Origin of the sequence: Salipiger sp. D13 (genome assembly GCF_003703915.1) — a bacterium.
Taxonomy (GTDB): domain Bacteria; phylum Pseudomonadota; class Alphaproteobacteria; order Rhodobacterales; family Rhodobacteraceae; genus Salipiger; species Salipiger profundus.
In genome coordinates this window covers 84505-108248 of the sequence record NZ_ML112597.1, presented here as the reverse complement: position 1 = coordinate 108248, position 23744 = coordinate 84505, and the positions used below count along the sequence as shown (strand labels likewise).

Below are 23744 nucleotides of genomic sequence, written 5' to 3'. Positions count from 1 at the left end.
CAGCCCGGATATGGGACTGTAAGAGGGGGCAACACGACGAGCAGCGAGGCCACCTTGAGCGATACCGACAGTTTCATTGACGAAGTGACCGAAGAGGTCCGCCGCGACCGGCTTTTCGGGCTCATGAAGCGCTACGGCTGGGTGGCGGTGCTGCTGGTTCTGGTGCTCGTGGGTGGCGCCGCGTGGCGCGAATACGCGGCATCGCGGGACCGGGCCGAGGCGCAGGAACTGGGCGACCGGATCCTTGCCGCGCTCGACGCCGAGGCGCCCGAGGCCCGTGCCGAGGCGCTCGCGGAGATCGATGCCCCCACGCCCGGCACGCAGGCGCTGGTGGCGATGCTCGGCGCCGCCGAGGCCAAGGCCGCCGGCAACGCCGAGGATGCCGCCGCGCGGCTAGAAGCCGTGTCGACGAACGGCGACGTGGCCGAGATCTACCGCGAGATGGCGAGCTTCAAGGCGCTGACCAGCGCCGCGTCCAACTACTCGCTCGAGGATCGGCGCATCGGGCTCGAAGCGCTCGCAGTGCCCGGCAAGCCCTTGCGGCTGCTGGCGGAAGAACAACTGGCGCTGCTCGACGTCGAGGCCGGGAACACCGATGACGCCATCGCGCGGCTGCAGCGGATCATCGAGGATTCGGAAACGACCGCGGGCTTGCGCCAGCGGGCGTCTCAGTTGATTGTGGCGCTCGGCGGCGAACTCGACGCCGGCTGAGCCGGCAACATGACGGCAGACAACTCGGGCAGGCAAGACGGGGGCAGGGATTTGCGCATCACCACGATCACGGCGGGGCTCGTCGGGCTCACGGTTCTCGCGTCCTGCGAAGAGCCGGAACCCATCCTTCAGGGCGAGCGCTTCGGCACCCGCGAGGTGCTCAGCGAAAGCGCCGCCGAGGCCGCGACGCCGGCGAACACCGCGCGGGCGATCGCCCTTGCCGCGCCCACGCGCAACGCCTCTTGGGCGCAAAGCCCGGTGTCGCCCTTCGCGCGCACCGGCAACGCGACGCTGGGGCAGGCGCTGCGGCCGGTCTTCTCGGTCGACATCGGCGCCGGTGACAGCCGCCGCGCGCGGATCAACGTCGACCCGGTGGTGGCCGATGGCCGCATCTTCACCATGGATGCCGAGCACCGCGTCAGCGCGGTCAGCACCTCCGGGCAGGTGCTGTGGCAAAAGAGCATGGTGCCCGCGCGCGACACTGCGAAGCAGGCGCAGGGCGGCGGGCTCGCCGTCGCCGGCGGGCGCCTCTACGTGGCCTCGGGCTTCGGCCGGCTGAGCGCGCTCGATGCCACGACCGGCAACGAGATCTGGGTGCAGGAGCTCGGCGACACCGCCACCGGCGCGCCGACGATCGCGGGCGGGCTGGTCTACGTGACGTCGGGCGACCAGCGCGGCTGGGCGATCGAGGCCGAGGACGGCCGCATCCGCTGGCAGGTCGAGGGGCTCGAGGACGTGAACAACGTGGCCGGCGCCCCGGCGCCCGCGCTGTCGGACGATTCCGTCATCTTCGCCTTCGGCAACGGCAGCGTGCGCTCCGTGCTGCGGCAGGGCGGGCTGCAACTGTGGAATGCCGACGTGGTCGGCACGCGCACCGGCTCGGCGCTGGCGGGCGTGACCGACATCACCGGCGCTCCGGTGATCTCGGGCGGCACGGTCTACGTCGGGAATCACTCGGGCCGGGTCGTGGCCTTCCGGGCCGGCAGCGGCGAGCGGATCTGGACCGCGCGCATGGGCGCCCGGCAGCCGGTCTGGCCGGCCGGCGACTCGGTGTTCCTCGTCTCCGACCGCAACGAGCTGGTGCGGCTCGACGCGCAGACCGGCGAGCAGGTCTGGGCGGTCGAACTTCCGGGCTACGAGCCGGTGCGCAAACCGCAGCGCCGCCGTGACAGCGCCTATGCGAACCACGGGCCCGTCATGGCGGGCGGGCGGCTGATCGTGGCCTCGTCGGACGGCGCGCTTCGCAGCTTCAACCCGGAAAACGGCGCGCTGCTCTCGGCCATCGAGATCCCGGGCGGCGCGACCGCCGCGCCGGCCATCGCCAACGGCACGCTCTACGTCGTGACCACGAAGGGCGAGCTCGTCGCCTACCGCTGAACGGGGCGGGGCGCGAGACCGGGTTTCCGGCGGGGGCGTCGCGGCGCGCGCCCCCTTTCGCCGCCTGCGCAAATGCGCTATCGGGGCGTCTTCTGATTTGGGGTGCATGAGATGACCTTTTCCCTCGCCATCGTCGGACGCCCGAACGTGGGCAAGTCGACGCTGTTCAACCGACTCGTCGGCCGCCGGCTCGCGCTGGTCGACGACCAGCCCGGCGTGACCCGCGACCTGCGCGAGGGCGAGGGCAAGCTCGGCGACCTGCGCTTCACGGTGATCGACACCGCCGGGCTCGAGGACGCGACCGACGACAGCCTGCCGGGCCGGATGCGGCGGCTCACCGAGCGCGCCGTCGACATGGCCGACGTCTGTCTGTTCATGATCGACGCGCGCACCGGCGTGACGCCGACCGACGAGATCTTCGCCGAGATCCTGCGCAAGCGCGCCAAGCACGTGATCCTCGCCGCGAACAAGGCCGAGGGCGCTGCCGCCGACGCCGGAATCCTCGAAGCCTACGCGCTGGGGCTGGGCGAGCCGCTGCGGCTCTCGGCCGAGCACGGCGAGGGCATGCCGGATCTCTACACGATGCTGCAGCCGCTGGCCGACGGCTTCGCCGAACGCGCCGCCGAGGAGGCCCCAGAGGTCGACGTGAACGTGCCCGAGGACGAGGTGGCGCCCGACGAGAGCCTGCCCGCGCTCACCGACGAGAAGCCGCTGCAGATCGCCGTGGTCGGCCGGCCGAACGCCGGCAAGTCGACGCTGATCAACAAGATCCTCGGCGAGGAGCGGCTGCTCACCGGACCCGAGGCGGGCATCACCCGCGATGCGATCTCGGTGCGCACCGCCTGGGACGGCACGCCGATGCGGATCTTCGACACCGCCGGCATGCGCAAGCGCGCGAAGGTTCAGGAAAAGCTCGAGAAGCTGTCGGTCTCGGACGGTCTGCGCGCGGTGAAATTCGCCGAGGTCGTGGTGGTGCTGCTGGACGCGGCGATCCCGTTCGAGCAGCAGGACCTGCGCATCGCCGACCTTGCCGAGCGCGAGGGCCGCGCCGTGGTCGTCGCCGTCAACAAGTGGGACGTCGAGGACAACAAGCAGGAGAAGCTGCGCGACCTCAAGGAAGCCTTCGACCGGCTGCTGCCGCAGCTGCGCGGCGCGCCGCTGGTCACCGTCTCGGCGCGCACCGGGCGCGGGCTCGACCGGCTGCACGACGCGGTGGTGAAGGCCTGGGAAGTGTGGAACCGGCGAGTCTCGACCGGCCAGCTCAACCGCTGGCTTGAGGGGATGGTGTCGAGCCACCCGCCGCCCGCGCCGCAGGGCCGCCGCATCAAGCTGCGCTACATGACGCAGGCCAAGACCCGTCCGCCGGGGTTCGTGGTGATGTGCTCGCACCCCGACAAGATGCCCGACAGCTACACCCGCTACCTGGTGAACGGGCTGCGCGAGGCCTTCGACATGCCGGGGACGCCGATCCGGCTCTACATGCGCGGGCAGGGCGACCGGAACCCCTACAAGAACAAGCGCGAGAAGAACGCCGGCGCGCTGAAGAAGCACCTCGGGCGCAAGAAGGGCTGAGGTGCGGGCGCGGCCCCGTGGACCCCGCGNTGAGGTGCGGGCGCGGCCCCGTGGACCCCGCGAGGGGGCGCTGCCCCCTCGGCGCGTGCCGCGCCTCACCCCCGAGGTATTTGAAAAGAGAAGAAGGGCCGGGCACCGTGGGCGCCCGGCATTTCAGTGTCGGGCGTTGCGGCGCAGCCAGCCGTGCGCGAAGGCAATCTTGTCACGCACGCCCTGCGCCAGCACGAAGGGGTAGAGGTCTGGCAGGTCCATGGCGCGGTTGACGTGGTTGACCGCGATGGCGAGGTCGATGGCGAGGGTCAGCTCGTGCTCGGTGTCGCCGCTGGCGTAGGCGTCGTAGCCCGGCGGCGGGCCGTCCGGCAGCGCGAGTTTCGCCGCGGCTGCGCTGTCGAGCAGGTCGATCAGGTGCATCAGGTGCGCGAGCGTCTCGGCCCAGTCCTCGTGGGGGTGGGCGGTTGCGTAGCTGGTGACATGGTCGAAACCGGCGGGTTTCGGGTTTTCGTAGTGCGCCTTGAGTGCGGCGCCATAGTCGGCTCGCTCGTCGCCGAAGAGGGCGCGGAAGGCCTCGGGGAAGCCGGGCTCCTCGGAGAGGCGGATGTGCAGGAAATGCGCGGTTTCGTGGCGCATGTGGCCAAGCATGCTGCGGTAGAGCTCGCCGAGGGCTTCCTGGCGCTTGACGATCTCTGCCTCGCTGGCCTCGGTGACGTTGATGGTGATGACACCGTTGGCATGGCCCATGACCACGTCTTCCTGCCCTGTCGTGGTCTGCTCGGAGAGCATCCGGTACACCGGCCGATCGCCGGGGTCGTCTGGGGTGAACCAGCCCCAGCGCGCGAGATTGGCGAGCATCCAGCGCTTGGCACGCTCGGAGGTTTCCCACAGCGGGCGGTTGGCGTCCTCGCGCAGGTCGGGCAGCACCTCGGTCATGGCGCAGGACCGGCAGAGCGCGCCCTCGGTTTCGGCCTGCCAGTTGCAGGCAATGGCCTCGCGATTGGCGCAGGGGCTTTCGAGCGGACGCATGGTCTGCGCGTCGGGGTCAAAGCTGACCTGCTGGCCGCAGGTGCAGCCAGTGTTGTGGAAGTAGAGATCGGCCCCGCAGGCGGGGCAGGTGAAGATTTGCATGGGTTCATGTCCTGACCGTGACAGCGGGGGTCAACCGCGCCGCCGCCGGGCGGGTTCCGTCGCTGTCGCGATTGACTGCGCGGCAGTCTGCCCGGAACGCCGGAGCCTGCAAGCTTGGAAATGACGCGCGGGCGCCTCGCGTGGCAGCGTGCGGGGCCGAAGCCGGCCGCCGCGTGCGCGGGCCGCGTGTTGCGCGAGGGTCTTCGGTGGTTTGCACTTCCCGCGGTACGCAGGGGCGCGCAGGGGCGCGGTGGCCCCGCGCCGCCTTATTCGGTGTCGGTGCCCCGCAGCGCGAGGATGCCGAAGATGCCGAGCACCGCGACACCCGTCACGGCGATGTTGAGCGGGGCCGAGTTCGCCACGATCACCGCCACCAGCGCCCAGATCACCGTGATGCCGTAGAGCGGCGCGCGGTGCAGCCGGTATTGCACGACCAGCGCGATCGCGAGCGCGATGCCGAGGCCGACGAGTGCGGCGGGAGTCTCGGGCAGGAGGCCGTAGCCGCCCAGCATCAGGCCGATCGAGACCGAGGCGGCGGCGGTCAGCCAGCCGGCGTAGACGGCGAGCGGCGCGACCTGCAGCCAGCGGTCCATGTCACCGGCGAGAAACAGCGCCACGAGGGCTGCGAGCATCATCACCCAGATCAGCACGGTCGCCGCGATCGGCGAGATCTGCGCCACCGGCAGCCAGACGATGCCGACGACAAGGCTCACGAGCAGCGGCATCCGGTGCGGCTGCCAGTCGGGGTCGTCGGCTCGGCGGAACAGGCCGAAGCCCGTGCCCGCGACGAGCCAGAGGTAGATCAGCCCCCAGATCGCAAAGGCGTAGCCCGCGGGCTGCACCGGCGGGTCGTCCTGCGGCACCGGGAAGGCCCCGGGGTCGAAGCCCTGGAAGCCGGGAAACAGAAACGGCCCGGCGGCGAAGATCACCGCGGCCAAGAACACCAGTGCCGCCCAGAGTGTTTGCATGGTCAGACCAGCTCTCCGTCTGCGGTGAGCGTCGTCTTGCCGCCCAGCCAGGGGTGGAGCGCCTCGGGCAGGAGGACCGATCCGTCGGCTTGCTGGCCGTTCTCGAGCACCGCGATGAGGCAGCGCCCGACGGCAAGGCCGGAGCCGTTCAGCGTGTGGACATAGCCCGGCTTGCCGCCATCCCCTGGCTTGAAGCGGGCGTTCATCCGCCGCGCCTGGAAGTCGCCGCAGACCGAGACCGAGGAGATCTCGCGGTAGCTGTCCTGCCCGGGCAGCCAGACCTCGATGTCATGGGTGCGGCGCGCGCCGAAGCCCATGTCGCCGGTGCAGAGCACCACGGTGCGGTAGGGGAGCCCCAGCTTTTCAAGGATGCCCTGCGCGCAGCCGGTCATCCGGTCAAGCTCTTCGCGGGATTTGTCGGGGTGGGTCACCGAGACCATCTCGACCTTCTCGAACTGGTGCTGGCGCAGCATGCCCGAGGTGTCGCGGCCGGCGCTGCCCGCTTCCGAGCGGAAGCACTGGGTGTGCGCGACGAAGCGACGCGGCAGGTAATCCTCGTCGACGGTCATGCCGTTGACGATGTTGGTCAGCGTCACCTCGGCGGTGGGCACCAGCCACCAGCCCTCGCGGGTCTGGTAGCTGTCCTCGCCGAATTTCGGCAGCTGGCCGGTGCCATACATCATCTCTTCGCGCACCAGCACCGGGGTCCAGGTCTCGGTGAGTCCGTTTTCCTCGGTATGGGTGTCGAGCATGAACTGCGCGAGCGCCCGGTGCAGCCGCGCCACGGCGCCCGAGAGCACCACGAAGCGCGAACCCGAGAGCTTGGCGGCGGTCTCGAAATCCATGCCCTTCTGTACCGCCGGCAGCTCGTAATGCTCCATCGGGGTGAAATCGAAGCTGCCGGGCGTGCCCCAGCGGTGGATCTCGACGTTGTCGTCCTCGTCGGCGCCCTCGGGGGTGTCGTCGTAGGGGAGGTTCGGCAGGCCCATCAGCAGTTCGTTGAGCTGCGCGTCGAGCTCCTTGGCGCGGGTCTGCATGTCGGCGACCTCGGCCTTCTTCTCGCCCACCAGCGCGCGCAGGCGCTCGAACTCGGCCTCGTTGCCGGCGGCCTTGGCGGCACCAACCTCTTTCGCGGCCTTCTTCTGGTCGGCCTGTGCGGTCTCGGCGGCGTGGATGGCGGCGCGGCGCTCTTCATCGAGCGCGAGAATCGAGGGCGACTGCGGCTCCATCCCGCGGCGAGACAGCGCCGCGTCGAATGCGGCGGGGTTATCGCGGATGGTGCGGATGTCGTGCATCGTCCCTTGTCCTTCTCTTTTCCGGGGTCGAGTCGGGGCGGTTATGCCCTCTTTTCACTCGGAGGTGTAGGGGGCGCCCCGCACGAGCCGCTCGCGGACCCACTCATCCACCGGCACGACCAGCGTTCCGCCCGCGACCGAGGCGGTGATGACGCCGACGATCTTCCAGTCCGGGCCGCCGGCAAGCACCGGCCCGCCGGAGTTGCCGGGGCGCACCGGGCAAGCGATCCGGATCAGCGCATGGTCGAGCGCGCCGGCGCAGTCGAAGCGCGCCGAAAGCCGGTTCTCGCGGTGGTCGTGGTAGCCGACGACGGCGAAGGGCGGCGCGATATGGCTGCCGACGGGCAGGGGCGCCACGTCGAGCGGCCGCGCGAGCGTGACGAGTGCTACGTCGTGCTCGATGTCGAGGTTGACGCGGGCGTAGGCCTCGGGGGGGACCTCGTAGGAGGCGACGGCGGCCTCGTCCGCGTAGCGTCCGCCGAGCCAGCCCGCGACGAAATGCAGATTTTCCGGCCGCTCGGGGCGGGCGTCGCGACCGGCGACGCAATGCGCGGCGGTCAGCACCAGATCGGGCGCCACGAGCGCGGCGGAACACATGCCGCGCCGGTTGTAGCCCTGGGTGTTGAGCCGCCCGACCGCCTCCCAGCGCGGGTGATCCTCGAGCGGCAGGGCTGGGAGATCCTGTGCAGGCGCGGGGCAGTCCGTCGCGAACAACAAAATGAGAGCGGTAACAAGGCGCATGGTCGTCGCGGGCATCCCGTGTCTTGCCCGGGCGGGCCCGCAAAGGCTACTTGGCCGGTGATTTCCCGGCAAGCCGGCGCGGCGGGGTGCGCCCGGAGGTCGCGGAACCATCCGGCGACCGCCGCGTTTCCGCGCCTTGCATCCGATAGCGTTCGCACATAGGTTCCGCGCGACTTCACGGGGGGCCTCCCCCTGCTTTCATCCAACGAGGAGCCCGCCCATGGACACAAGCGCCATTGCACAGTTCGTACCGCTCATCCTGATCTTCGCGATCATGTACTTCCTGCTCATCCGTCCGCAGCAGAAGAAGATGAAGGAGCATCAGAAGATGGTCGCGGCGCTGCGCCGGGGCGACCAGGTGGTCACGCAGGGCGGGATCATCGGCAAGGTGTCCAAGGTCAAGGAGAACAACGAGGTCGAGATCGAGATCGCCGAGGGCGTCCGGGTTCGCGTCGTGCAGAACACCATCACGCAGGTGATCTCCAAGACCGAACCGGCCGAGAGCTGAGCCGTACAAGGCGCCGACATGCTACAGATCGATACCTGGAAACGCGTCCTCATCTGGGCGCTCGTGGTGGCGGGGCTGGTGCTGGCGGCGCCAAACCTCTTCTATTCCCGCGTGGAATCCCACAATGACGCCGTCAAGGCGATCGAGACCTCGGGCAGCACGCCCGAGCGCGAGGCCGAGGCGGCGCAATGGCCGTCCTGGCTGCCTTCCGACCTCGTGAACCTCGGCCTCGACCTCAGGGGCGGGGCGCATCTGCTCGCCGAGGTCCGGGTCGCCGATGTCTACGCCGCGCGGATGGAGTCGCTCTGGCCCGACGTCCGCGACGTGCTGCGCGATGCCCGCGACGAGGTCGGCACCATCCGGCTTCAGGACAGCGCGCCGGGCACCCTGCGGGTGCGCATCTCGAACCCCGACGGCATGGCGCGGGCGCTCGAGCTGGTGCGGGGGCTGGCACAGCCGGTCGTCTCGCTCACCGGGGCGGGCGCCACCGACCTTCAGGTCGCCGGCGACGGCAACGAGGTCGTGGTCACCCTTTCGGAGGCCGAGAAACAGGCCACCGACGAGCGCACGCTTCAGCAGAGCCTCGAGATCATTCGCCGCCGCATCGACGAGGTCGGCACGCGCGAGCCGACGATCCAGCGTCAGGGGGCCGACCGCATCCTCATCGAGGTGCCGGGCATCGGCTCGGCGGAGGAGCTGAAGAACATCATCGGCACCACCGCGCAGCTGACCTTCCAGCCGGTCGTCAGCCGCAGCGGCAACGCCAACGAATCCGCCGGCGTCGGCAACGAGGTGCTGCCCTCGATGGACGAGGACGGCGTCTACTACGTGCTCGAGCAGGCCCCCGTCGTCACCGGCGAGGAACTGACCGACGCGCAGCCGACCTATGACCAGAACGGTCGCCCGGCGGTGAGCTTCCGCTTCAACCCCGGCGGGGCGCGCAAGTTCGGCGACTACACCGCCGAGAACATCGGCTCGCCCTTCGCCATCGTGCTCGACGACGAGGTCATCTCGGCCCCGGTCATCCAGAGCCACATCGCCGGCGGCTCGGGCATCATCACCGGCGACTTCTCAGTCGAGGAAGCCAACAACCTCGCCGTGCTGCTGCGCGCCGGCGCGCTGCCGGCGGGGATGGACTTCCTCGAGGAGCGCACGATCGGGCCGCAGCTCGGGCAGGACAGCATCGAGGCGGGCAAGCTCGCCACCGCCGTCGCCTTCGCGATGGTGCTGGTCTTCATGTTCCTGAGCTATGGCCTGTTCGGGCTCTTCGCCAATGTGGCGCTGATCCTGAACATCGGGCTCATCATGGGAATCCTGTCGATGATCGGCGCGACGCTGACGCTGCCCGGCATCGCCGGCATCGTGCTGACGGTCGGCATGGCGGTCGACGCCAACGTGCTGATCTTCGAGCGCATCCGCGAAGAGCTGAAATCGGCGCGCGGGCCGGCCCGTGCCATCGAACTCGGCTACGAAAAGGCGCTTTCGGCCATCGTCGACGCCAACATCACCACCATCATCACCGCCATCATCCTCTACGTGATGGGCTCGGGGCCGGTGCGTGGCTTCGCCATCACGCTGGGGCTGGGCATCGTGACCTCGGTGTTCACCGCGATCTGGGTGACGCGCCTGCTGATCGTGATGTGGTTCGAACGCCGCCGCCCGAAGACGCTGGAGATCTGACATGCGCCATCTGAGACTGGTCAAGGACGGAACCTCCTTCGACTTCTTCAAGCACTGGAAGCTCTGGCTCGGTATCTCGGGCTTCCTGATCGTGCTCGCCATGGTCAGCTTCGGGGTGCGGGGCCTGAACTACGGCATCGACTTCCGGGGCGGCACGACCATCCGCACCGAGAGCACGCAGCCGGTGGACGTGGGCGCCTACCGCGACGCGGTCGATGCGCTGGGTCTGGGCGACAGCTCGATCACCGAGGTCTTCGACCCGAGCTTCGGCCCCGACCGTAACGTCGCGCAGGTCCGCATCCAGGCGCAGGACGACACCTCGTCGGTGACCGAGGAGACCATCAGCGCGGTCGAGGGCGCGCTGCAGGAGGTCGCCCCCGACATCCAGTTCATCTCGGTCGAGAGCGTCGGCCCCAAGGTATCGGGCGAGCTGATCCAGACCGCCTTCATCGCGGTCGGGCTCGCCATCGCGGCGGTGCTGATCTACATCTGGCTGCGCTTCGAATGGCAGTTCGCGGTCGGCGCCGTGGCCGCGCTGGTGCATGACGTGCTGCTCACCATCGGTGTCTTCTCCGAGGTTGGCATCCAGTTCGACCTTGCCATCATCGCGGCGCTGCTGACCATCGTCGGCTACTCGCTGAACGACACGGTGGTGGTCTTCGACCGGGTTCGCGAGAACCTGATCAAGTACAAGAAGCGGTCGCTTAAGGAAGTGCTGAACGTCTCGATCAACGAGACGCTGTCGCGCACGATCATGACATCGCTGACCACGCTGCTGGCGCTCTTCGCGCTCTTCACCCTCGGCGGAGACGTGATCCGGGGCTTCGTCTTCGCGATGATCTGGGGCGTGTTCGTCGGCACCTACTCGTCGATCTTCGTGGCCTCGGCCATCCTGCTCTGGCTCGGCGTCAAGCGCGACTGGTCGAAGCCACAGGCCGAAGGCGAGGCGAAGAAGGCCGCCGCCGGCTCGAGTGTCTGATCTCACGGCCCAGATCCTCGCTACGCCGGGGCTCTGGGCGATGATGCTCACCGCCTTCGTGGCGGGGGCGATCTACGGGTTTTCCGGCTTTGGCGCCGCGCTGGTCTTCATGCCGGTCGGCGCCATTTTTCTGCCCATGGAGACCGCCATCGCGGCCTTCAACCTCGCGGCGCTGGCCTCGGTGGTGACACTGCTGCCGCGGGCGCTTCGACAGGTCGACCTCAGGACCAGCGGGATGATGATCGTCATTGCGCTGCCGATGGTGGCGCTCGGGATCCGCGTGCTGCGCGTCACCGACGTGACGCTGCTGCGATGGGCCGTGGTGGCGGTGGCCGCGATCACGCTCGCGGCGCTGGTGACCGGCTGGCGCTACCGCGCGACACCCGGGCCGGGCCTGCGCATCGCGGTGGCCGGGGCGACCGGCTTCGTCGGCGGCGCGACGGGGCTGCTCGGGCCGGTGCTCATCCTGTTCCAGCTCGCCGGGCAGGAGAGCGTCGCGCGCTCGCGGGCCACGATCCTCGTCTTCCTGACCGTGACCTCGGTGGCGCTGCTGCCGCTTCTGGCGATGCAGGGGGCGTTAACCCGTTCGGCCATTCCGCTTGGTTTCCTGATGCTTCTGCCCTATGGTCTGGGCACGAGAGTGGGCCAGGCGCTGTTCGATCCGGCACGGGAGGAGGGATACCGTGTCGTGGCCTACGGGATCATCGCAACGGCAATCGTGCTGGGATTGCCGGTATGGGGCTAGGGGATCACCATGCAGATGAACGAGATCAGCTTCGGCGCAGCGCAGCCGGTCGATGGCTATGGCCCGGGATTCTTCCGGGTCGGTGGCCGTGCGGTCGAAGGCACGCTTTGCCTGGCCATGGAAGGCGCGCTCGCCTGGGGCGGGCTCGAGGATGAAGAGCCGCTGGTGGCCCTCGCGGGCGACGTGGACGTGCTGTTCATCGGCACCGGGCCAGAGATGGCGCCGTTGCCGCGAAGCCTTCGCAGCCGGCTCGAAGACGCCGGCATCGGCATCGAGGTCATGAGCACGCCGTCGGCCTGCCGCACCTACAACGTGCTGCTCGGCGAAGGGCGTCGCGTGGCGCTTGCGGCGCTGCCGGTCTGACACCTGACGCACAGGCACACGGCCGATGACCTGAACGCCCCTGCGCGGCTCTGTCGCCGCGTCGCGGTGGGATTGCGTCTTTCGCAGGGGCTCCGGCTGCGCTAAGCCGTCGGCCATGATGTTGAGCGTGCGCGATCTTGCGGTGGCCCGGGGCGGTGTGCCGGTGCTCGAAGGGGTGAGCTTCGATCTTGCCCCCGGGCGGGCGCTGGTGCTGCGCGGGCCCAACGGCTCGGGCAAGACCACGCTTCTGCGCACAGTGGCGGGGCTTCAGCCGCCGTTCGAGGGCACGGTCGAGGGCGCCGGCGAGCGCATCGCCTATGCCGCACATTCCGATGGGCTGAAATCCATGCTGACGGTGACCGAGAACCTGCGCTTCTGGGCGCATGTCTTCGGCACCTCCGATATCGCTCCCGCGCTGCACGACTTCGACCTCGACACCCTTGCCGACCGGCTCGCCGGGAACCTTTCGGCGGGGCAGAAGCGGCGGCTCGGCCTTGCGCGGCTGATGGTCACCGGGCGCCCGGTCTGGGTGCTCGACGAGCCGACGGTCTCGCTCGACACCGCCTCGGTCGCGCTGTTCGCCACGGCCGTGCGCAAGCACCTCGCGGCGGGAGGCTCGGCGCTGATGGCCACCCACATCGACCTCGGCATTCCCGAGGCCGACGTGTTCGACGTCACGCCGCTGAAGGCCAGACCGCGCGCCGCCAAACAGGACGAGGCCTTTCTGTGATCGCTCTTCTGACACGGGATCTGCGGCTCGCGGTGCGGGCCGGAGGCGGCTTCGGGCTGGGCCTTGCGTTCTTCCTGATCGTCACCGTGCTGGTGCCCTTCGGTGTCGGCCCCGAGACCGGGCTGCTGACGCGGATCGCGCCGGGCGTGCTGTGGATCGGGGCACTGCTGGCCTGCCTGCTGTCGCTCGACCGGATCTTCGCGCTCGACTGGGAGGACGGCTCGCTCGACCTGCTGGCCACGGCGCCGCTGCCGATGGAGGGCATCGTCTCGGTCAAGGCGCTGGCCCACTGGCTGACCACCGGGCTGCCGCTGGTGCTGGCCGCGCCGGTGTTGGGTGTGCTGCTGAGCCTGCCGCCCGAAGGCTATCTCTGGGTTCTGGTGTCGCTCGCGGCAGGCACGCCGGCGCTGTCGGTCATCGGGACCTTCGGCGCGGCGCTCACCGTCGGCCTCAAGCGCGGCGGGCTGCTCATGTCGCTGCTGGTGCTGCCGCTCTACGTGCCCACGCTGATCTTCGGCGCCGAGGTGGCCCGGCGCGGCGCCGAGGGGCTGGCCGTGCAGACGCCGCTGCTCATGCTGGCGGGCATCAGTGCCGGCGTCATCGCGCTGCTGCCCTTCGCCAGCGCCGCCGTGCTGCGCATCAACCTGCGCTGAGCCAAGGCCGTGGAGGACGCCACGGCGACCAGCCTGCGGCACCACGTGCCCTTGCTCATGACGCAAAATTCAGGTGAAACCGTAAGACACTTGCGCTAGGGGGAGAGCCATGTCGATCTGGGAATATGCCAACCCTGTGAAGTTCATCCGGACCACCGACCTGGTGCTGCCTTGGGTGGCGGCCGGGGCGGTGATCTGTCTCGTGACCGGGCTTGTCTGGGGCTTCTTCTTCACGCCCGACGACTATCGGCAGGGCTCGACCGTCAAGATCTTCTACATCCACGTGCCCGCCGCGATGATGGCGATCAACGCATGGGTGATGATGCTGGTCACCTCGTTGGTCTGGATCATCCGCCGCCATCATGTCTCGGCGCTGGCGGCCCGCGCGGCGGCGCCGGTGGGCGCGGTATTCACGCTCATCGCGCTGGCCACGGGGGCGCTCTGGGGACAGCCGATGTGGGGCACGTGGTGGGCGTGGGATCCGCGCCTGACGTCCTTCCTCGTGCTGTTCCTGTTCTACCTTGGCTACATGGCGCTCTGGACGGCGATCGAGAACGATGACACCGCCGCCGACCTGACCTCGATCCTCTGTCTCGTGGGCTCGGTCTTCGCGCTGCTGTCGCGCTACGCGGTGCTGTTCTGGAACCAGGGCCTGCATCAGGGCGCGTCGCTGTCGATGGACGCCGAGGAAAACGTGGCCGACGTGTTCTGGTATCCGGCGCTGGTCTGCATCGCGGGCTTCATCCTGCTGTTCGTGGCACTGGTCTTCCTGCGCACGCAGACGGAAATCCGGGCGCGCCGGTCGCGCGCCCTGCTGGCACGGGAGCGTCAGGCATGATGCCGGATCTGGGGAAATACGCCTTTGCCGTGCTCGCGTCCTATGGCGTGAGCCTCGGCCTGATCGTCCTGCTGGTCGCGGCCAGCCTGCTGCGGGCCCGCCGGGTGCGGCGCGACCTCGAGGACATCGAGAAACGGAGCAAACGTCATCATGGCTGACACCAATCCCGACCGCCCGAAGCGCAAGATCTCGCCGCTGGTGTTCCTGCCGCCGCTGATCTTCCTCGGCTTCGCGGTGATGGCCTATTTCGGCCTGCAGCGCGGTGACACGCGGGAGTTGCCCTCGACCTTCATCGGGCAGCCGGCGCCGCCGCTGCCCGAGCAGACGCTCGAGGGCTTTCCCTCGGTCACCGATGCGGACCTGCGCACCGGTGAAGTCACCGTCGTGAACTTCTGGGCGTCGTGGTGCCCGCCGTGCCGGGCCGAGCATCCGCGCCTTCTGGAACTGCAGGATGAGGGCGTCCGCATCGTCGGCGTGAACTTCAAGGACAAGGTCGGCGCCGCGTCGGGCTACCTGACCGAAGAAAAATCCCCCTTCATCGGGGTGCCCTTCGATCCGCAGGGCCGCGCCGCGATCAACTGGGGCGTCACCGGACCGCCCGAGACCTTCATCGTCGACGGCGACGGCACCGTTCTGCACAAGCACGTCGGGCCGCTGGCCGGCACCATGTACACAAGGGAGTTCCTGCCGAAACTCCACGAGGCGCTCGGGCGCTGAGCCGCGAGAGGGCAGGCCGAACGACAGAAGGGCGCCTCGGGGCGCCCTTTTTTCATGTCATGACGAAGGGTGGTGCGTGGTGCCGGGTGCGGCGAGCGGATCAGCGGACGACGATCTCGTCCGACCGCATGAGCCCCAGGACGTCGCGGGCCTGTTCGTCGAGCAGGTCGAGGTCGAGGTAGTCGTCGGAGAGCCGCCGGGTGAGGTTCTCCATCCGGGCGACCTCGGTCTCGAGCGTCTTGAGCTCGGCGGCGAGCTTCTCGCCCTCGACCTCGATCTCGGCACGACGGAACAGACCGAAATCCCCCTGCACGGCGGCAAAGATGAAATACGCCGAGAGACTCAGCGTCACGGCGGCGTAGATGACGATGCCGAATGCGGGTTTGCGCCTAGCGTTCATGGACGCGCTCTCGATCTGCCTCAGGGTGCGCATCTCTTTGCGGATGCGTGCAAGTGACTATGGCACAGGCGATTCGCCATGGGAATCCCCTGTGTGCAGCGGGCTGCCGAAAATCTTCGTGAAGGCCCGGTGTGGACCGGCGGGCACGTGGCCGCCGGTCCGGTCAGTGGGCGTGGGTTCAGCCGAGCGCGGCGACGCCCGGCAGCACCTTGCCTTCCATCCACTCGAGGAAGGCGCCGCCTGCGGTCGAGATATAGGTGAAATCCTCGGACGCGCCGGCCTTGTTGAGCGCCGCGACGGTATCGCCGCCGCCTGCGACCGAGACGAGCTTGCCGGTGGACGTCGCCTTGGCGGCATGGGCGGCCGCGGCATTGGTCGCAGCGTCGAAGGGGGCGATCTCGAAGGCGCCGAGCGGGCCGTTCCAGATCAGCGTCTCGGCCCGGTCGATGGCCTGCTCGACATGCGCAACGCTGTCGGGACCCGCGTCGAGGATCATCGCGTCGGCGGGGCACTCCTCGGCCTTCACCACCTCGGAGGGTGCGTTCTCGCGGAACTCGCGGGCGACGACGACGTCACGCGGCAGCAAGATCTCGCAGCCGGTGGTCGCGGCCTTCTCGGCGATCTCCTTGGCGGTGCCGGTCATCTCGTGCTCGCAGAGCGACTTGCCCACGTCGATGCCCTGCGCCGCGAGGAAGGTGTTGGCCATGCCGCCGCCGATCACCAGCATGTCGACCTTCTCCACGAGGTTCGACAGCAGTTCGAGCTTGGTCGAGACCTTGGCGCCGCCGACGACGGCGAGCACCGGGCGCTTGGGGTTGCCGAGCGCTGCCTCGAGCGCCTCGAGCTCGGCCTGCATCAGCCGGCCGGCGCAGCAGGGCAGCAGCCGTGCCAGCGCCTCGGTCGAGGCATGGGCGCGGTGCGCCGCCGAGAAGGCGTCGTTGCAGTAGACATCGCCGAGCGCGGCATAGGTCTTGGCAAGCTCGGTGTCGTTCTTTTCCTCGCCCGGCTCGAAGCGGGTGTTCTCGAGCAGCACGACATCCCCCTTGGGGCAGGCGCCGATGACGGCCTCGGCCTCGTCGAGCGTGGCGAAATGCACCTTGGTGCCGAAGGCGGCCTCGAGCGCGGGCACCAGCATCTTCAGCGACATCTCGGGCACGACCTTGCCCTTCGGGCGGCCGAAGTGGGCCAGCAGCACCGGTGTGCCGCCGCGCGACAGGACATCCTGCACGGTGGGGCCGACACGCTCGATGCGCGTGGCGTCTGTGACCTCGCCGTTCTCCACCGGCACGTTGATGTCGACACGGGTGAGCACGCGCTTGCCGTCAAGCTCCATGTCGTCGAGGGTCTTCCAGGCCATATTGTCCTCCTGTCAAAGCGTTGCCAAAGGGATGCCCCCTGAGGCCGCTGGCGTCAATGCGCCGCGGCGTCTTGGCAATCGGGCGGGGGCGTATTACGTCACGAGGCATCTTTGAGCGCACAGGGAGTGATGCGACATGGCCGAGATCAAGGACCCGGAAAACACCATCCTCATGGAGCTGAAGGACGGCACCGTGACGATCGAGCTGCTGCCCGACGTGGCGCCGAAGCACGTGGAGCGGATGAAGGAGCTGGCGCGCGCGGGCCAGTATGACGGCGTGGTGTTCCACCGCGTGATCGAGGGCTTCATGGCGCAGACCGGCGACGTGCAGCATGGCAACGCCGACAAGGGCGGCAACATGGGCCGCGCCGGCACCGGCGGTTCGGAGCTGCCCGACCTGCCGGCGGAGTTCTCGAAGCTGCCGCACGACCGCGGCACGCTGGGCGCGGCGCGCTCGCAGAACCCGAACTCGGCCAACTCGCAGTTCTTCATCAACTTCAAGGACAACCACTTCCTGAACGGGCAGTACACGGTCTACGGCCGGGTGATCGACGGCATGGCGCATGTCGATGCCATCACCCGCGGCGAGCCGCCCGCGAACCCGGACAAGATGGTCAGCGTCAAGGTGGCCGCCGATGCGTAATCTCGTTGCAGCCGCGCTTTGCGTGCTGGCCGCGCCGCTGTCGGCGGCGGGGCTGGACGTGACGGTCGAGGGGGAGGGCGCCAACGGCACCTTCCACATCGACCTCTTCGAGGACGTGGCCCCCAACCATGTCGAGCGCATCACCACGCTTGCCGAAGAGGGCGCCTATGACGACGTGGTGTTCCACCGCGTGATCGACGGCTTCATGGCGCAGACCGGCGATGTCGAGCATGGCAAGATGGGCGGCGACATGCGCATGGCGGGCATGGGCGGCTCGGAGATGCCGGACCTGTCCGCAGAGTTCTCGGATCGCGATTTCGGCCGCGGCACGGTGGGCATGGCGCGGTCGCAGAACCCGGATTCGGCGAATTCGCAGTTCTTCATCATGTTCGCCCCGGCGCCGCACCTGAACGGGCAATATACCGTCGTGGGCGAGGTGACCTCGGGCATGGACGTGATCGACGCCATCAAGCGCGGCACCGGCCGCAACGGCGCCGTGGTCGGCCAGCCGGACCGGATGGTCTCGGTCGAGGTCACGGACTGATCTGGCGGAGCGCGCCGCTGTCGCGGCGCGCCCTGTTCCGAGCCGCCGCGCGCCGCTGGCGCCCGGCGGCCGCCGAGGAGGGCGCTGCCCTCCTCTTGCCCGGGAGGCCCCGGGCAATTCACCTCCCGGGAATATTTCCGGCCAGAAGAAGCCGGTCAGGCCGCGAGCCTTTTGGGCAGCCGGCGTGCGAGCGGGGCGAGGGCCGGATGGTGCAGCCAGGTGCCGCCGAGGCGCTCGGCGCGGGCGCCAGTGCCAAGCTTGAAACGGGTGAGGCCGGCCGCGTCGTCGGAATTGAGCATGCCGAGATCGAGCCTGTCATGGCCGTGCGCGGCGAGCCAGCACATGGCGTCCCACAGGAGGGCGTTCATGGCGTTGCGGCGGCGGCCTTCGGGGGGCGTGACGCCGATCTGCCAAGTGGCCATGGGACCGTGCCGCAGGATCGCGATGGCCGCGACCGGCGTGTCGTTGCAGCGGGCTTCCCAGATCAGAGCGCGGCCGGGGTTCGCCTGGGCGAAGGCCGCGATCAGCGGGGGCGGCAGGCCGCGGTAGCGGCGGGCGCGGGCCTGTGCGGCCTCGGCTTCGAGTAGCCAGTGACCGGGGGTGAGTGGCATGCGCCTGATCCCGAGGCCCGCGTCGAGGCTGTGGTTGAGGCGGTTGCGCCATTTCTGATGCATCGCCTGGCGCATGGTCTCGGGCGGCGCCAGCGTGAGCATGGCAATGGTGGCCGGGGTGACGAGGGGCCAGAAGCCGGCGGCGAGCAGGCGCTCGGGCGCGTCCCCGGTGGCGTTGAGCAGGAGCGGCGTGCCCCGCGGGGAGCGACAGGCGGGCCACCAGTCCTCCGGCAGGAGCGGAGTCCCCAAGACAGGGCCACGGGAGAGGAGTTCGACCTTTCCGAGCAGGGGCATGTGGCGGGACTGGATCAGCCAGCTTGCCTCTGGCGCGCTGTCGGGCCCGAGGCTGCCGCGTCGCAGCGGCAGGCCGAGCGCGTCGAGCGTGCGGGCATATTCGGGCGATTGCAGGAGGGGCGGGCGGAGCGATTCCATGATCCGGATTAAGGGATCGGAAAGTGAATCGGTGGTTAACTCCGGAACATGGCCCCGAGTCCCTTCAAGCGCCGCGCGGCGCCCCGCTCTTCCGCCGCCGTGGCGCCCCGTCCGAAACCGACGGCCGCGGCCGCGCTTCTGCTGGCGGTGGTGCTTTCGCTGCCCTTCGCGGGGCTGGCGCTCTTGCAGGCGGTGGTACAGGGGCTCTTCTGACGCGCCGCGCGGACGCGCGGCGCGTCGCCGGAGTCAGTCGGCCAGCCTGATGAGGGCGTGGCGCTTCTTGCCGGCGCTGAGCTTGGCGTAGTCGCCCTGCAGGACCGAGCGTTCGACGAAGGGGAAGCTCTTGTCGATGGGCTGGTCGTTTACCATGGCGCCGCCCTCGGCGATCAGGCGCTTGGCATCCTTGCCCGATTTCGCGAGCTTCGCCTCGACGAAGAGGGCGCCCGCGGGCACGTAGAAGCCCGGTTGCGGCGCGTCGATCGTCTCGGCCGGGATGACCTCGAGCGTCACGTCGAACTTCGGCAGGTCGTCGCCCACACCGCCCTTCTCGAACACCTCGCGGGCGGTCGCCTCGGCCGCCGCCGCCGCCTCGGCGCCATGGCAGAGGGTGGTGACCTCGTTGGCGAGCACGATCTTGGCCTCGTTGATCTCGGCGCCGCCGAGCGCGCCGAGCCGGTCGCATTCCTCGACCGGCAGCTCGGTGTAGAGCTTCAGGAACCGGCCCACGTCGGCGTCGGTGGTGTTGCGCCAGAACTGCCAGAACGCATAGGGGCTGAGCATGTCGGCGTTGAGCCACATTGCGCCACCCTGGCTCTTGCCCATCTTGCGCCCGTCGCTGGTGGTCAGCAGCGGCGAGGTGAGGCCGTAGATCTCGGCGTCGAGCACCCGGCGCGTCAGGTCGATGCCGTTGACGATGTTGCCCCACTGGTCCGAGCCGCCCATCTGCAGGCTGCAACCGTAGCGGCGATGCAGCTCGAGGAAATCGTAGGCCTGCAGGATCATGTAGTTGAACTCGAGGAAGCTCAGCGACTGCTCGCGGTCGAGCCGCGACTTCACGCTCTCGAAGGACAGCATCCGGTTGACCGAGAAATGCCGTCCGATGTCGCGCAGGAACTCGAGGTAGTTGAGCCCGTCGAGCCATTCGGCGTTGTTGAGCATGAGCGCGTCGGTCGCACCTTCTCCGTAGCCGAGGTATTTCGCGAAGACCTGCTTCATGCCGTCGATGTTGGCGTCGATCTGCTCGGGCCCGAGCAGCGGCCGTTCGTCGGACCGGAACGAGGGATCGCCGACCTTGGTGGTGCCGCCGCCCATCAGCGTGATCGGCTTGTGACCGGTCTTCTGCAACCAGCGCAGCATCATGATGTTCAGGAGATGGCCGACGTGCAGCGACTTCGCCGTGGCATCGTAGCCGATGTAGGCCGTGACCACGCCCTTGCTCAGCGCCTCGTCGAGGCCCTGATAATCGGTGCAGTCGGCCAGAAAGCCACGCTCCATCATGACGCGCATGAAGTCCGATTTGGGATGGTAGGTCATGGGGCTTCCCTCTTATAGTTCGCCCGTTCCTATAAGGGCGGGGCGAGCAGAGTTGAAGGGCAAGATGATGGATGCGCCACTGTGGGCGCTGGGTGCGATGTCCGGGACATCGCTCGACGGGGTCGATGCGGCGCTGGTGCAGACCGACGGCCACCGAATCCACGCGTTCGGCGAGAGCGGCTACCGGGAATATAGCGGAGACGAACGCCGCGTGCTGCGGGAGGCACTGGGGCGCTGGCCGGGCGAGGATACCGCCGACGCCCTTCGGGTCGTGCAGCAGGCGCATCTGGAGCTGCTCGCGCGCTTCCCACAGGTCGAGGTGGTGGGTTTCCACGGCCAGACGCTGGCGCATGAGCCGCGGGGGCGCGGCACGCACCAGCTCGGCGACGGTGACGCGCTGGCCGAGGCGCTGGAGCGCGATACGGTTTGGGATTTCCGCTCCGCCGATGTGGCACTTGGCGGCGAAGGTGCGCCGCTGGCGCCGTTCTTCCACTTCGCCTGCGCGCAATGGACCGGGGCACAGGCGCCGCTGGCGTTTCTCAACCTCGGAGGCGTCGGCAACCTGACCTGGGTCGATCCGACCCGCATGACCCCCGAGGAGGAGGGCGCGCTTCTGGCTTTCGACACCGGGCCGGCGAATGCACCGCTGAACGACCTCGTGGCGGACCGACTCGGGCTCGACTGCGACCGCGACGGGGCGCTCGCGGCGCGGGGCACGGTGGCCGACGGCGCGCTCGAACGGTTCCTGGACGAGGCCTACTTTCGCAAGATGCCACCCAAGTCGCTTGACCGCGACGACTTCCGGATGACCACCGAGCTCGTGAAGGACCTTTCCGATGCCGATGCCGCCGCGACGCTCACGGCGATGTCGGCGACGTCCGTCATGCTGGCGATGGAGCATTGCCCCGTGCCGCCCGAACGGGTCCTTGTCACCGGTGGCGGACGCAAGAACCCGGTGATGATGGCGATGCTCGCGGCGGGGCTCGACTGCCCGGTGGAGCCCGTCGAAGCGGTGGGCCTCGACGGCGACATGCTCGAGGCACAGGCCTTCGCCTATCTCGCGGTGCGGGTCATGCGCGGCATGCCCACCTCTGCACCCGACACCACCGGCGTGGCGGCGGCGGTCAGCGGCGGCCGGATCTCGCGCATCTGATCCGGCGCCGTGCCCGGCCGCGCGGTCGGGCCCGCCTCCGGCGGAGGTATTTGGAAAGAGAAGAAGGCCCGGGCGCGGCGCCTTCGTCTTCTTCTCTTCTCAAATACCCTCGGGGGGAGCCGAAGGCGGGGGGCAGAGCCCCCTTGTCCGGACCCGCGCGGCAGGCGCTGCCGTGCCCCCTTGACGCGCGGCCTGTCCCGCCATAGCGCATCGGCATGGCACAGGCACCGCTTCTCCAGCTCAACGACATCTCGCTCACCTTCGGGGGCGATCCCGTCTTCTCCGACCTTTCCCTCATCGTGCAGCCCGGCGACCGGGTCGCGCTCGTGGGGCGTAACGGCTCCGGCAAGTCCACCCTGATGAAGGTGATGGCCGGGCTCGTGGAGCCGGACACCGGGGCGCGGATCGTGCCCAGCGGCACCAGCGTCGGCTACATGGAGCAGGAGCCGGATCTCACCGGTTACGAGACGCTTGGCGACTACGCGGCCGAGGGGCTGGGGCCGGCCGAGATGTATCTCGTCGAGGCGGCCGGGCAGGGGCTCGGCTTCGACCCCGAGCGTCCCGTCGCCACCGCCTCGGGTGGCGAGCGGCGGCGCGCGGCGCTGGCCAAGCTGATGGCGCAGGATCCCGACGTGATGCTGCTCGACGAGCCCACCAACCATCTCGACATCAACGCGATCGGCTGGCTCGAGGACGAGCTGAAGCGCACGCGCAAGGCCTTCGTCCTGATCAGCCACGACCGCCGCTTCCTCGAGGAGCTGACGCGGGCGACGCTGTGGATCGACCGGGGCGCGGTGCGCCGGCAGGAGCAGGGGTTCGCCGCCTTCGAGGACTGGCGCGATACCGTCTGGGCCGAGGAGGACGAGGCGCGGCACAAGCTCGACCGCAAGATCAAGGCCGAGGCCAAGTGGGCGGTCGAGGGCATCTCGGCCCGGCGCACCCGCAACCAGGGCCGGGTGCGCGCGCTCAAGGCGCTGCGGCAGGAGCGCGCCGGCATGATCCGGCGGCAGGGCACGGCGGCGATGGAACTCGCTTCGGCACCGACCTCGGGCAAGAAGGTGATCGAGGCGACGGGCCTCGCGAAGCGCTTCGGCGACAAGACCATCGTGAAGGGGCTCGACATCACCGTGCAGCGCGGCGAGCGGGTGGCCTTCGTCGGGCCGAACGGCACCGGCAAGACAACCCTCATCCACATGCTGCTCGGCGACCTCGCGCCCGACGAGGGGCACGTAAAGCTCGGCACCAACCTCGAGGTGGCGCTGTTCGACCAGTCGCGCGCGCAGCTCGACCCGGACATGAGCCTCTGGGAGAGCCTCACCGGCGACAAGGAGATGCGCGTCTCGGGCAAGGCCGACCAGGTGCTCGTGCGCGGCCAGCCGCGGCACGTGGTGGGCTATCTCAAGGACTTCCTCTTCGACGAGCGGCAGGCCCGGGCGCCGGTGCGGTCGCTCTCGGGTGGCGAGAAGGCGCGGCTTCTGCTGGCCAAGCTGATGGCGAAGGAATCGAACCTGCTGGTGCTCGACGAGCCGACCAACGATCTCGACGTCGAGACGCTGGACCTGTTGCAGGACCTGCTGGGCGAATACGACGGCACCGTGCTTCTGGTCAGCCACGACCGGGATTTCCTCGACCGGATCGCCACCACCACCGTGGCGATGGAGGGCGATGGCCGGGCCACCGTCTACGCCGGCGGCTGGAGCGACTACCGCGCGCAGCGGGCCGAGAACCCTCCCGAGGGCGCGGCGCAGGGCAAGGACGGCAAGCCGGGCAAGGCGGCCCAAGCACAGGCTCCGAAAGGCGCGGCGAAGCCCGCGCCGAAGAAGCCGGCCGGTCTCAGCTACACCGAGAAGCACCGGCTCGAGGAGCTGCCCGCCCTGATCGAGCGGCTCGAGGCCGAGATCGCGAAGCTCGAGGAGCTTCTGGCCGATCCGGAGCTTTTCACCCGCGAGCCGGTGAAGTTCAGGAAGGCCACCGAGGCGCTCAGCCAGCGGCAGGAGAAGCTCGCCGGCGCCGAGGAAGAATGGCTGGCGCTCGAGGAAAAGGCCGAGGCCGCAGGCTGAAACGCGGGGCGG

26 protein-coding genes are annotated in these 23744 nt (G+C 69.2%); 18 read left to right on the top strand and 8 right to left on the bottom strand.

The genetic code is table 11. The annotated features are described in order from the left end of the window. The first annotated feature begins 54 nt into the window (after positions 1 to 54). From D6860_RS12860 to der, 3 genes are all read left to right on the top strand, one after another. Positions 55 to 711 carry a tetratricopeptide repeat protein gene (locus tag D6860_RS12860; protein ID WP_076624877.1) on the top strand — a complete coding sequence of 219 codons (657 nt, stop codon included), beginning with the start codon at positions 55 to 57 and terminating at the stop codon, positions 709 to 711. A 9-nt stretch (positions 712 to 720) separates the two neighbouring features. Beyond that, positions 721 to 2088: an outer membrane protein assembly factor BamB family protein gene (locus D6860_RS12855; RefSeq protein WP_229743300.1), complete on the top strand. Its 1368-nt coding sequence runs from the start codon at positions 721 to 723 to the stop codon at positions 2086 to 2088. 111 nt (positions 2089 to 2199) lie between these two features. Beyond that, on the top strand, positions 2200 to 3660 hold the full coding sequence (der, locus tag D6860_RS12850; protein WP_076624875.1) for a ribosome biogenesis GTPase Der: 1461 nt from the start codon (positions 2200 to 2202) through the stop codon (positions 3658 to 3660). Positions 3661 to 3813: 153 nt separating this feature from the next. On the opposite strand, the gene D6860_RS12845 is transcribed toward der, so the two are convergent. The 4 genes from D6860_RS12845 to D6860_RS12830 form a co-directional block, all read right to left on the bottom strand. Then, positions 3814 to 4782: a zinc-binding metallopeptidase family protein gene (locus tag D6860_RS12845; protein ID WP_076624874.1), complete on the bottom strand. Its 969-nt coding sequence runs from the start codon at positions 4780 to 4782 to the stop codon at positions 3814 to 3816. Positions 4783 to 5048: 266 nt separating this feature from the next. Continuing rightward, complete coding sequence (locus tag D6860_RS12840) at positions 5049 to 5750, bottom strand: hypothetical protein (protein ID WP_076624873.1); 702 nt, start codon at positions 5748 to 5750, stop codon at positions 5049 to 5051. A gap of 2 nt (positions 5751 to 5752) precedes the next feature. After that, positions 5753 to 7045: a serine--tRNA ligase gene (gene serS, locus D6860_RS12835; protein ID WP_076624872.1), complete on the bottom strand. Its 1293-nt coding sequence runs from the start codon at positions 7043 to 7045 to the stop codon at positions 5753 to 5755. A gap of 54 nt (positions 7046 to 7099) precedes the next feature. Continuing rightward, entirely contained in the window at positions 7100 to 7801 is a 702-nt protein-coding gene (locus tag D6860_RS12830; RefSeq protein ID WP_076624871.1) for a trypsin-like serine peptidase, read from the bottom strand. A gap of 205 nt (positions 7802 to 8006) precedes the next feature. Between D6860_RS12830 and yajC the strand changes: the two genes are divergently transcribed. The 10 genes from yajC (at position 8007) to D6860_RS12780 (ending at position 14999) form a co-directional block, all read left to right on the top strand. Continuing rightward, the gene (gene yajC, locus D6860_RS12825) at positions 8007 to 8294 is read left to right on the top strand and encodes a preprotein translocase subunit YajC (RefSeq protein WP_017469962.1); all 288 of its coding nucleotides are present in this window, start codon (positions 8007 to 8009) and stop codon (positions 8292 to 8294) included. A gap of 18 nt (positions 8295 to 8312) precedes the next feature. After that, positions 8313 to 9974 carry a protein translocase subunit SecD gene (secD, locus tag D6860_RS12820; RefSeq protein WP_076624870.1) on the top strand — a complete coding sequence of 554 codons (1662 nt, stop codon included), beginning with the start codon at positions 8313 to 8315 and terminating at the stop codon, positions 9972 to 9974. A gap of 1 nt (position 9975) precedes the next feature. After that, a complete protein-coding gene (secF, locus tag D6860_RS12815) occupies positions 9976 to 10953 on the top strand; it encodes a protein translocase subunit SecF (RefSeq protein WP_017469659.1) in 978 nt (325 codons plus the stop codon). Then, positions 10946 to 11698 (top strand): sulfite exporter TauE/SafE family protein, encoded by a 753-nt coding sequence (locus D6860_RS12810; protein WP_229743299.1) that lies wholly within the window; start codon positions 10946 to 10948, stop codon positions 11696 to 11698. The genes secF and D6860_RS12810 overlap by 8 nt, the downstream gene beginning before the upstream one ends. Positions 11699 to 11707: 9 nt before the next feature. Further along, positions 11708 to 12061: an Mth938-like domain-containing protein gene (locus D6860_RS12805; RefSeq protein ID WP_076624869.1), complete on the top strand. Its 354-nt coding sequence runs from the start codon at positions 11708 to 11710 to the stop codon at positions 12059 to 12061. A 115-nt stretch (positions 12062 to 12176) separates the two neighbouring features. Further along, the gene (gene ccmA / locus D6860_RS12800; protein WP_076624868.1) at positions 12177 to 12791 is read left to right on the top strand and encodes a heme ABC exporter ATP-binding protein CcmA; all 615 of its coding nucleotides are present in this window, start codon (positions 12177 to 12179) and stop codon (positions 12789 to 12791) included. Then, on the top strand, positions 12788 to 13444 hold the full coding sequence (gene ccmB / locus D6860_RS12795) for a heme exporter protein CcmB (RefSeq protein ID WP_076624867.1): 657 nt from the start codon (positions 12788 to 12790) through the stop codon (positions 13442 to 13444). Before ccmA ends, ccmB begins: the two co-directional genes overlap by 4 nt. A gap of 109 nt (positions 13445 to 13553) precedes the next feature. Next, positions 13554 to 14282, top strand: coding sequence for a heme ABC transporter permease (locus D6860_RS12790; protein ID WP_017469036.1), 729 nt, complete (start codon positions 13554 to 13556; stop codon positions 14280 to 14282). Beyond that, positions 14279 to 14440: a heme exporter protein CcmD gene (gene ccmD, locus D6860_RS12785; protein ID WP_017469037.1), complete on the top strand. Its 162-nt coding sequence runs from the start codon at positions 14279 to 14281 to the stop codon at positions 14438 to 14440. The genes D6860_RS12790 and ccmD overlap by 4 nt, the downstream gene beginning before the upstream one ends. Then, the gene (locus D6860_RS12780; protein ID WP_076624866.1) at positions 14433 to 14999 is read left to right on the top strand and encodes a DsbE family thiol:disulfide interchange protein; all 567 of its coding nucleotides are present in this window, start codon (positions 14433 to 14435) and stop codon (positions 14997 to 14999) included. The genes ccmD and D6860_RS12780 overlap by 8 nt, the downstream gene beginning before the upstream one ends. 100 nt (positions 15000 to 15099) lie before the next feature. Here D6860_RS12780 and D6860_RS12775 read toward each other — a convergent pair whose 3' ends face one another. After that, the gene (locus D6860_RS12775; protein WP_076625454.1) at positions 15100 to 15399 is read right to left on the bottom strand and encodes an FtsB family cell division protein; all 300 of its coding nucleotides are present in this window, start codon (positions 15397 to 15399) and stop codon (positions 15100 to 15102) included. Positions 15400 to 15577: 178 nt separating this feature from the next. After that, a complete protein-coding gene (pgk, locus tag D6860_RS12770) occupies positions 15578 to 16756 on the bottom strand; it encodes a phosphoglycerate kinase (RefSeq protein ID WP_076624865.1) in 1179 nt (392 codons plus the stop codon). A 136-nt stretch (positions 16757 to 16892) separates the two neighbouring features. Here pgk and D6860_RS12765 point away from each other — a divergent pair, with 136 nt between their 5' ends. Both D6860_RS12765 and D6860_RS12760 read left to right on the top strand, forming a co-directional pair. Continuing rightward, positions 16893 to 17399 (top strand): peptidylprolyl isomerase, encoded by a 507-nt coding sequence (locus tag D6860_RS12765; protein WP_017469728.1) that lies wholly within the window; start codon positions 16893 to 16895, stop codon positions 17397 to 17399. Next, complete coding sequence (locus tag D6860_RS12760; RefSeq protein ID WP_076624864.1) at positions 17392 to 17943, top strand: peptidylprolyl isomerase; 552 nt, start codon at positions 17392 to 17394, stop codon at positions 17941 to 17943. Before D6860_RS12765 ends, D6860_RS12760 begins: the two co-directional genes overlap by 8 nt. A gap of 155 nt (positions 17944 to 18098) precedes the next feature. Here the strand turns inward: D6860_RS12760 and D6860_RS12755 are convergent, their stop codons facing one another. Continuing rightward, positions 18099 to 18986: a GNAT family N-acetyltransferase gene (locus tag D6860_RS12755; protein ID WP_076624863.1), complete on the bottom strand. Its 888-nt coding sequence runs from the start codon at positions 18984 to 18986 to the stop codon at positions 18099 to 18101. A 48-nt stretch (positions 18987 to 19034) separates the two neighbouring features. Between D6860_RS12755 and D6860_RS25260 the strand changes: the two genes are divergently transcribed. Beyond that, positions 19035 to 19199, top strand: coding sequence for a hypothetical protein (locus D6860_RS25260; protein ID WP_164845641.1), 165 nt, complete (start codon positions 19035 to 19037; stop codon positions 19197 to 19199). Positions 19200 to 19232: 33 nt separating this feature from the next. Here D6860_RS25260 and tyrS read toward each other — a convergent pair whose 3' ends face one another. Next, positions 19233 to 20519 carry a tyrosine--tRNA ligase gene (tyrS, locus tag D6860_RS12750; protein ID WP_076624862.1) on the bottom strand — a complete coding sequence of 429 codons (1287 nt, stop codon included), beginning with the start codon at positions 20517 to 20519 and terminating at the stop codon, positions 19233 to 19235. 64 nt (positions 20520 to 20583) lie between these two features. Here tyrS and D6860_RS12745 point away from each other — a divergent pair, with 64 nt between their 5' ends. Continuing rightward, complete coding sequence (locus tag D6860_RS12745; protein WP_076625453.1) at positions 20584 to 21672, top strand: anhydro-N-acetylmuramic acid kinase; 1089 nt, start codon at positions 20584 to 20586, stop codon at positions 21670 to 21672. Positions 21673 to 21887: 215 nt separating this feature from the next. Then, on the top strand, positions 21888 to 23732 hold the full coding sequence (locus tag D6860_RS12740) for an ABC-F family ATP-binding cassette domain-containing protein (RefSeq protein ID WP_076624861.1): 1845 nt from the start codon (positions 21888 to 21890) through the stop codon (positions 23730 to 23732). The last annotated feature ends 12 nt before the right edge of the window (positions 23733 to 23744 follow it).

Bases quoted from the DNA above. Each gene is read 5' to 3' on its own strand.
- D6860_RS12855 (WP_229743300.1), top strand. From the start codon at position 721: ATGACGGCAGACAACTCGGGCAGGCAAGACGGGGGCAGGGATTTGCGC.
- der (WP_076624875.1), top strand. From the start codon at position 2,200: ATGACCTTTTCCCTCGCCATCGTCGGACGCCCGAACGTGGGCAAGTCG.
- D6860_RS12845 (WP_076624874.1), bottom strand. From the start codon at position 4,782: ATGCAAATCTTCACCTGCCCCGCCTGCGGGGCCGATCTCTACTTCCAC.
- D6860_RS12840 (WP_076624873.1), bottom strand. From the start codon at position 5,750: ATGCAAACACTCTGGGCGGCACTGGTGTTCTTGGCCGCGGTGATCTTC.
- serS (WP_076624872.1), bottom strand. From the start codon at position 7,045: ATGCACGACATCCGCACCATCCGCGATAACCCCGCCGCATTCGACGCG.
- D6860_RS12830 (WP_076624871.1), bottom strand. From the start codon at position 7,801: ATGCCCGCGACGACCATGCGCCTTGTTACCGCTCTCATTTTGTTGTTC.
- yajC (WP_017469962.1), top strand. From the start codon at position 8,007: ATGGACACAAGCGCCATTGCACAGTTCGTACCGCTCATCCTGATCTTC.
- secD (WP_076624870.1), top strand. From the start codon at position 8,313: ATGCTACAGATCGATACCTGGAAACGCGTCCTCATCTGGGCGCTCGTG.
- secF (WP_017469659.1), top strand. From the start codon at position 9,976: ATGCGCCATCTGAGACTGGTCAAGGACGGAACCTCCTTCGACTTCTTC.
- D6860_RS12805 (WP_076624869.1), top strand. From the start codon at position 11,708: ATGCAGATGAACGAGATCAGCTTCGGCGCAGCGCAGCCGGTCGATGGC.
- ccmA (WP_076624868.1), top strand. From the start codon at position 12,177: ATGATGTTGAGCGTGCGCGATCTTGCGGTGGCCCGGGGCGGTGTGCCG.
- D6860_RS12790 (WP_017469036.1), top strand. From the start codon at position 13,554: ATGTCGATCTGGGAATATGCCAACCCTGTGAAGTTCATCCGGACCACC.
- ccmD (WP_017469037.1), top strand. From the start codon at position 14,279: ATGATGCCGGATCTGGGGAAATACGCCTTTGCCGTGCTCGCGTCCTAT.
- D6860_RS12780 (WP_076624866.1), top strand. From the start codon at position 14,433: ATGGCTGACACCAATCCCGACCGCCCGAAGCGCAAGATCTCGCCGCTG.
- D6860_RS12775 (WP_076625454.1), bottom strand. From the start codon at position 15,399: ATGAACGCTAGGCGCAAACCCGCATTCGGCATCGTCATCTACGCCGCC.
- pgk (WP_076624865.1), bottom strand. From the start codon at position 16,756: ATGGCCTGGAAGACCCTCGACGACATGGAGCTTGACGGCAAGCGCGTG.
- D6860_RS12765 (WP_017469728.1), top strand. From the start codon at position 16,893: ATGGCCGAGATCAAGGACCCGGAAAACACCATCCTCATGGAGCTGAAG.
- D6860_RS12760 (WP_076624864.1), top strand. From the start codon at position 17,392: ATGCGTAATCTCGTTGCAGCCGCGCTTTGCGTGCTGGCCGCGCCGCTG.
- D6860_RS12755 (WP_076624863.1), bottom strand. From the start codon at position 18,986: ATGGAATCGCTCCGCCCGCCCCTCCTGCAATCGCCCGAATATGCCCGC.
- D6860_RS25260 (WP_164845641.1), top strand. From the start codon at position 19,035: ATGGCCCCGAGTCCCTTCAAGCGCCGCGCGGCGCCCCGCTCTTCCGCC.
- tyrS (WP_076624862.1), bottom strand. From the start codon at position 20,519: ATGACCTACCATCCCAAATCGGACTTCATGCGCGTCATGATGGAGCGT.
- D6860_RS12745 (WP_076625453.1), top strand. From the start codon at position 20,584: ATGATGGATGCGCCACTGTGGGCGCTGGGTGCGATGTCCGGGACATCG.
- D6860_RS12740 (WP_076624861.1), top strand. From the start codon at position 21,888: ATGGCACAGGCACCGCTTCTCCAGCTCAACGACATCTCGCTCACCTTC.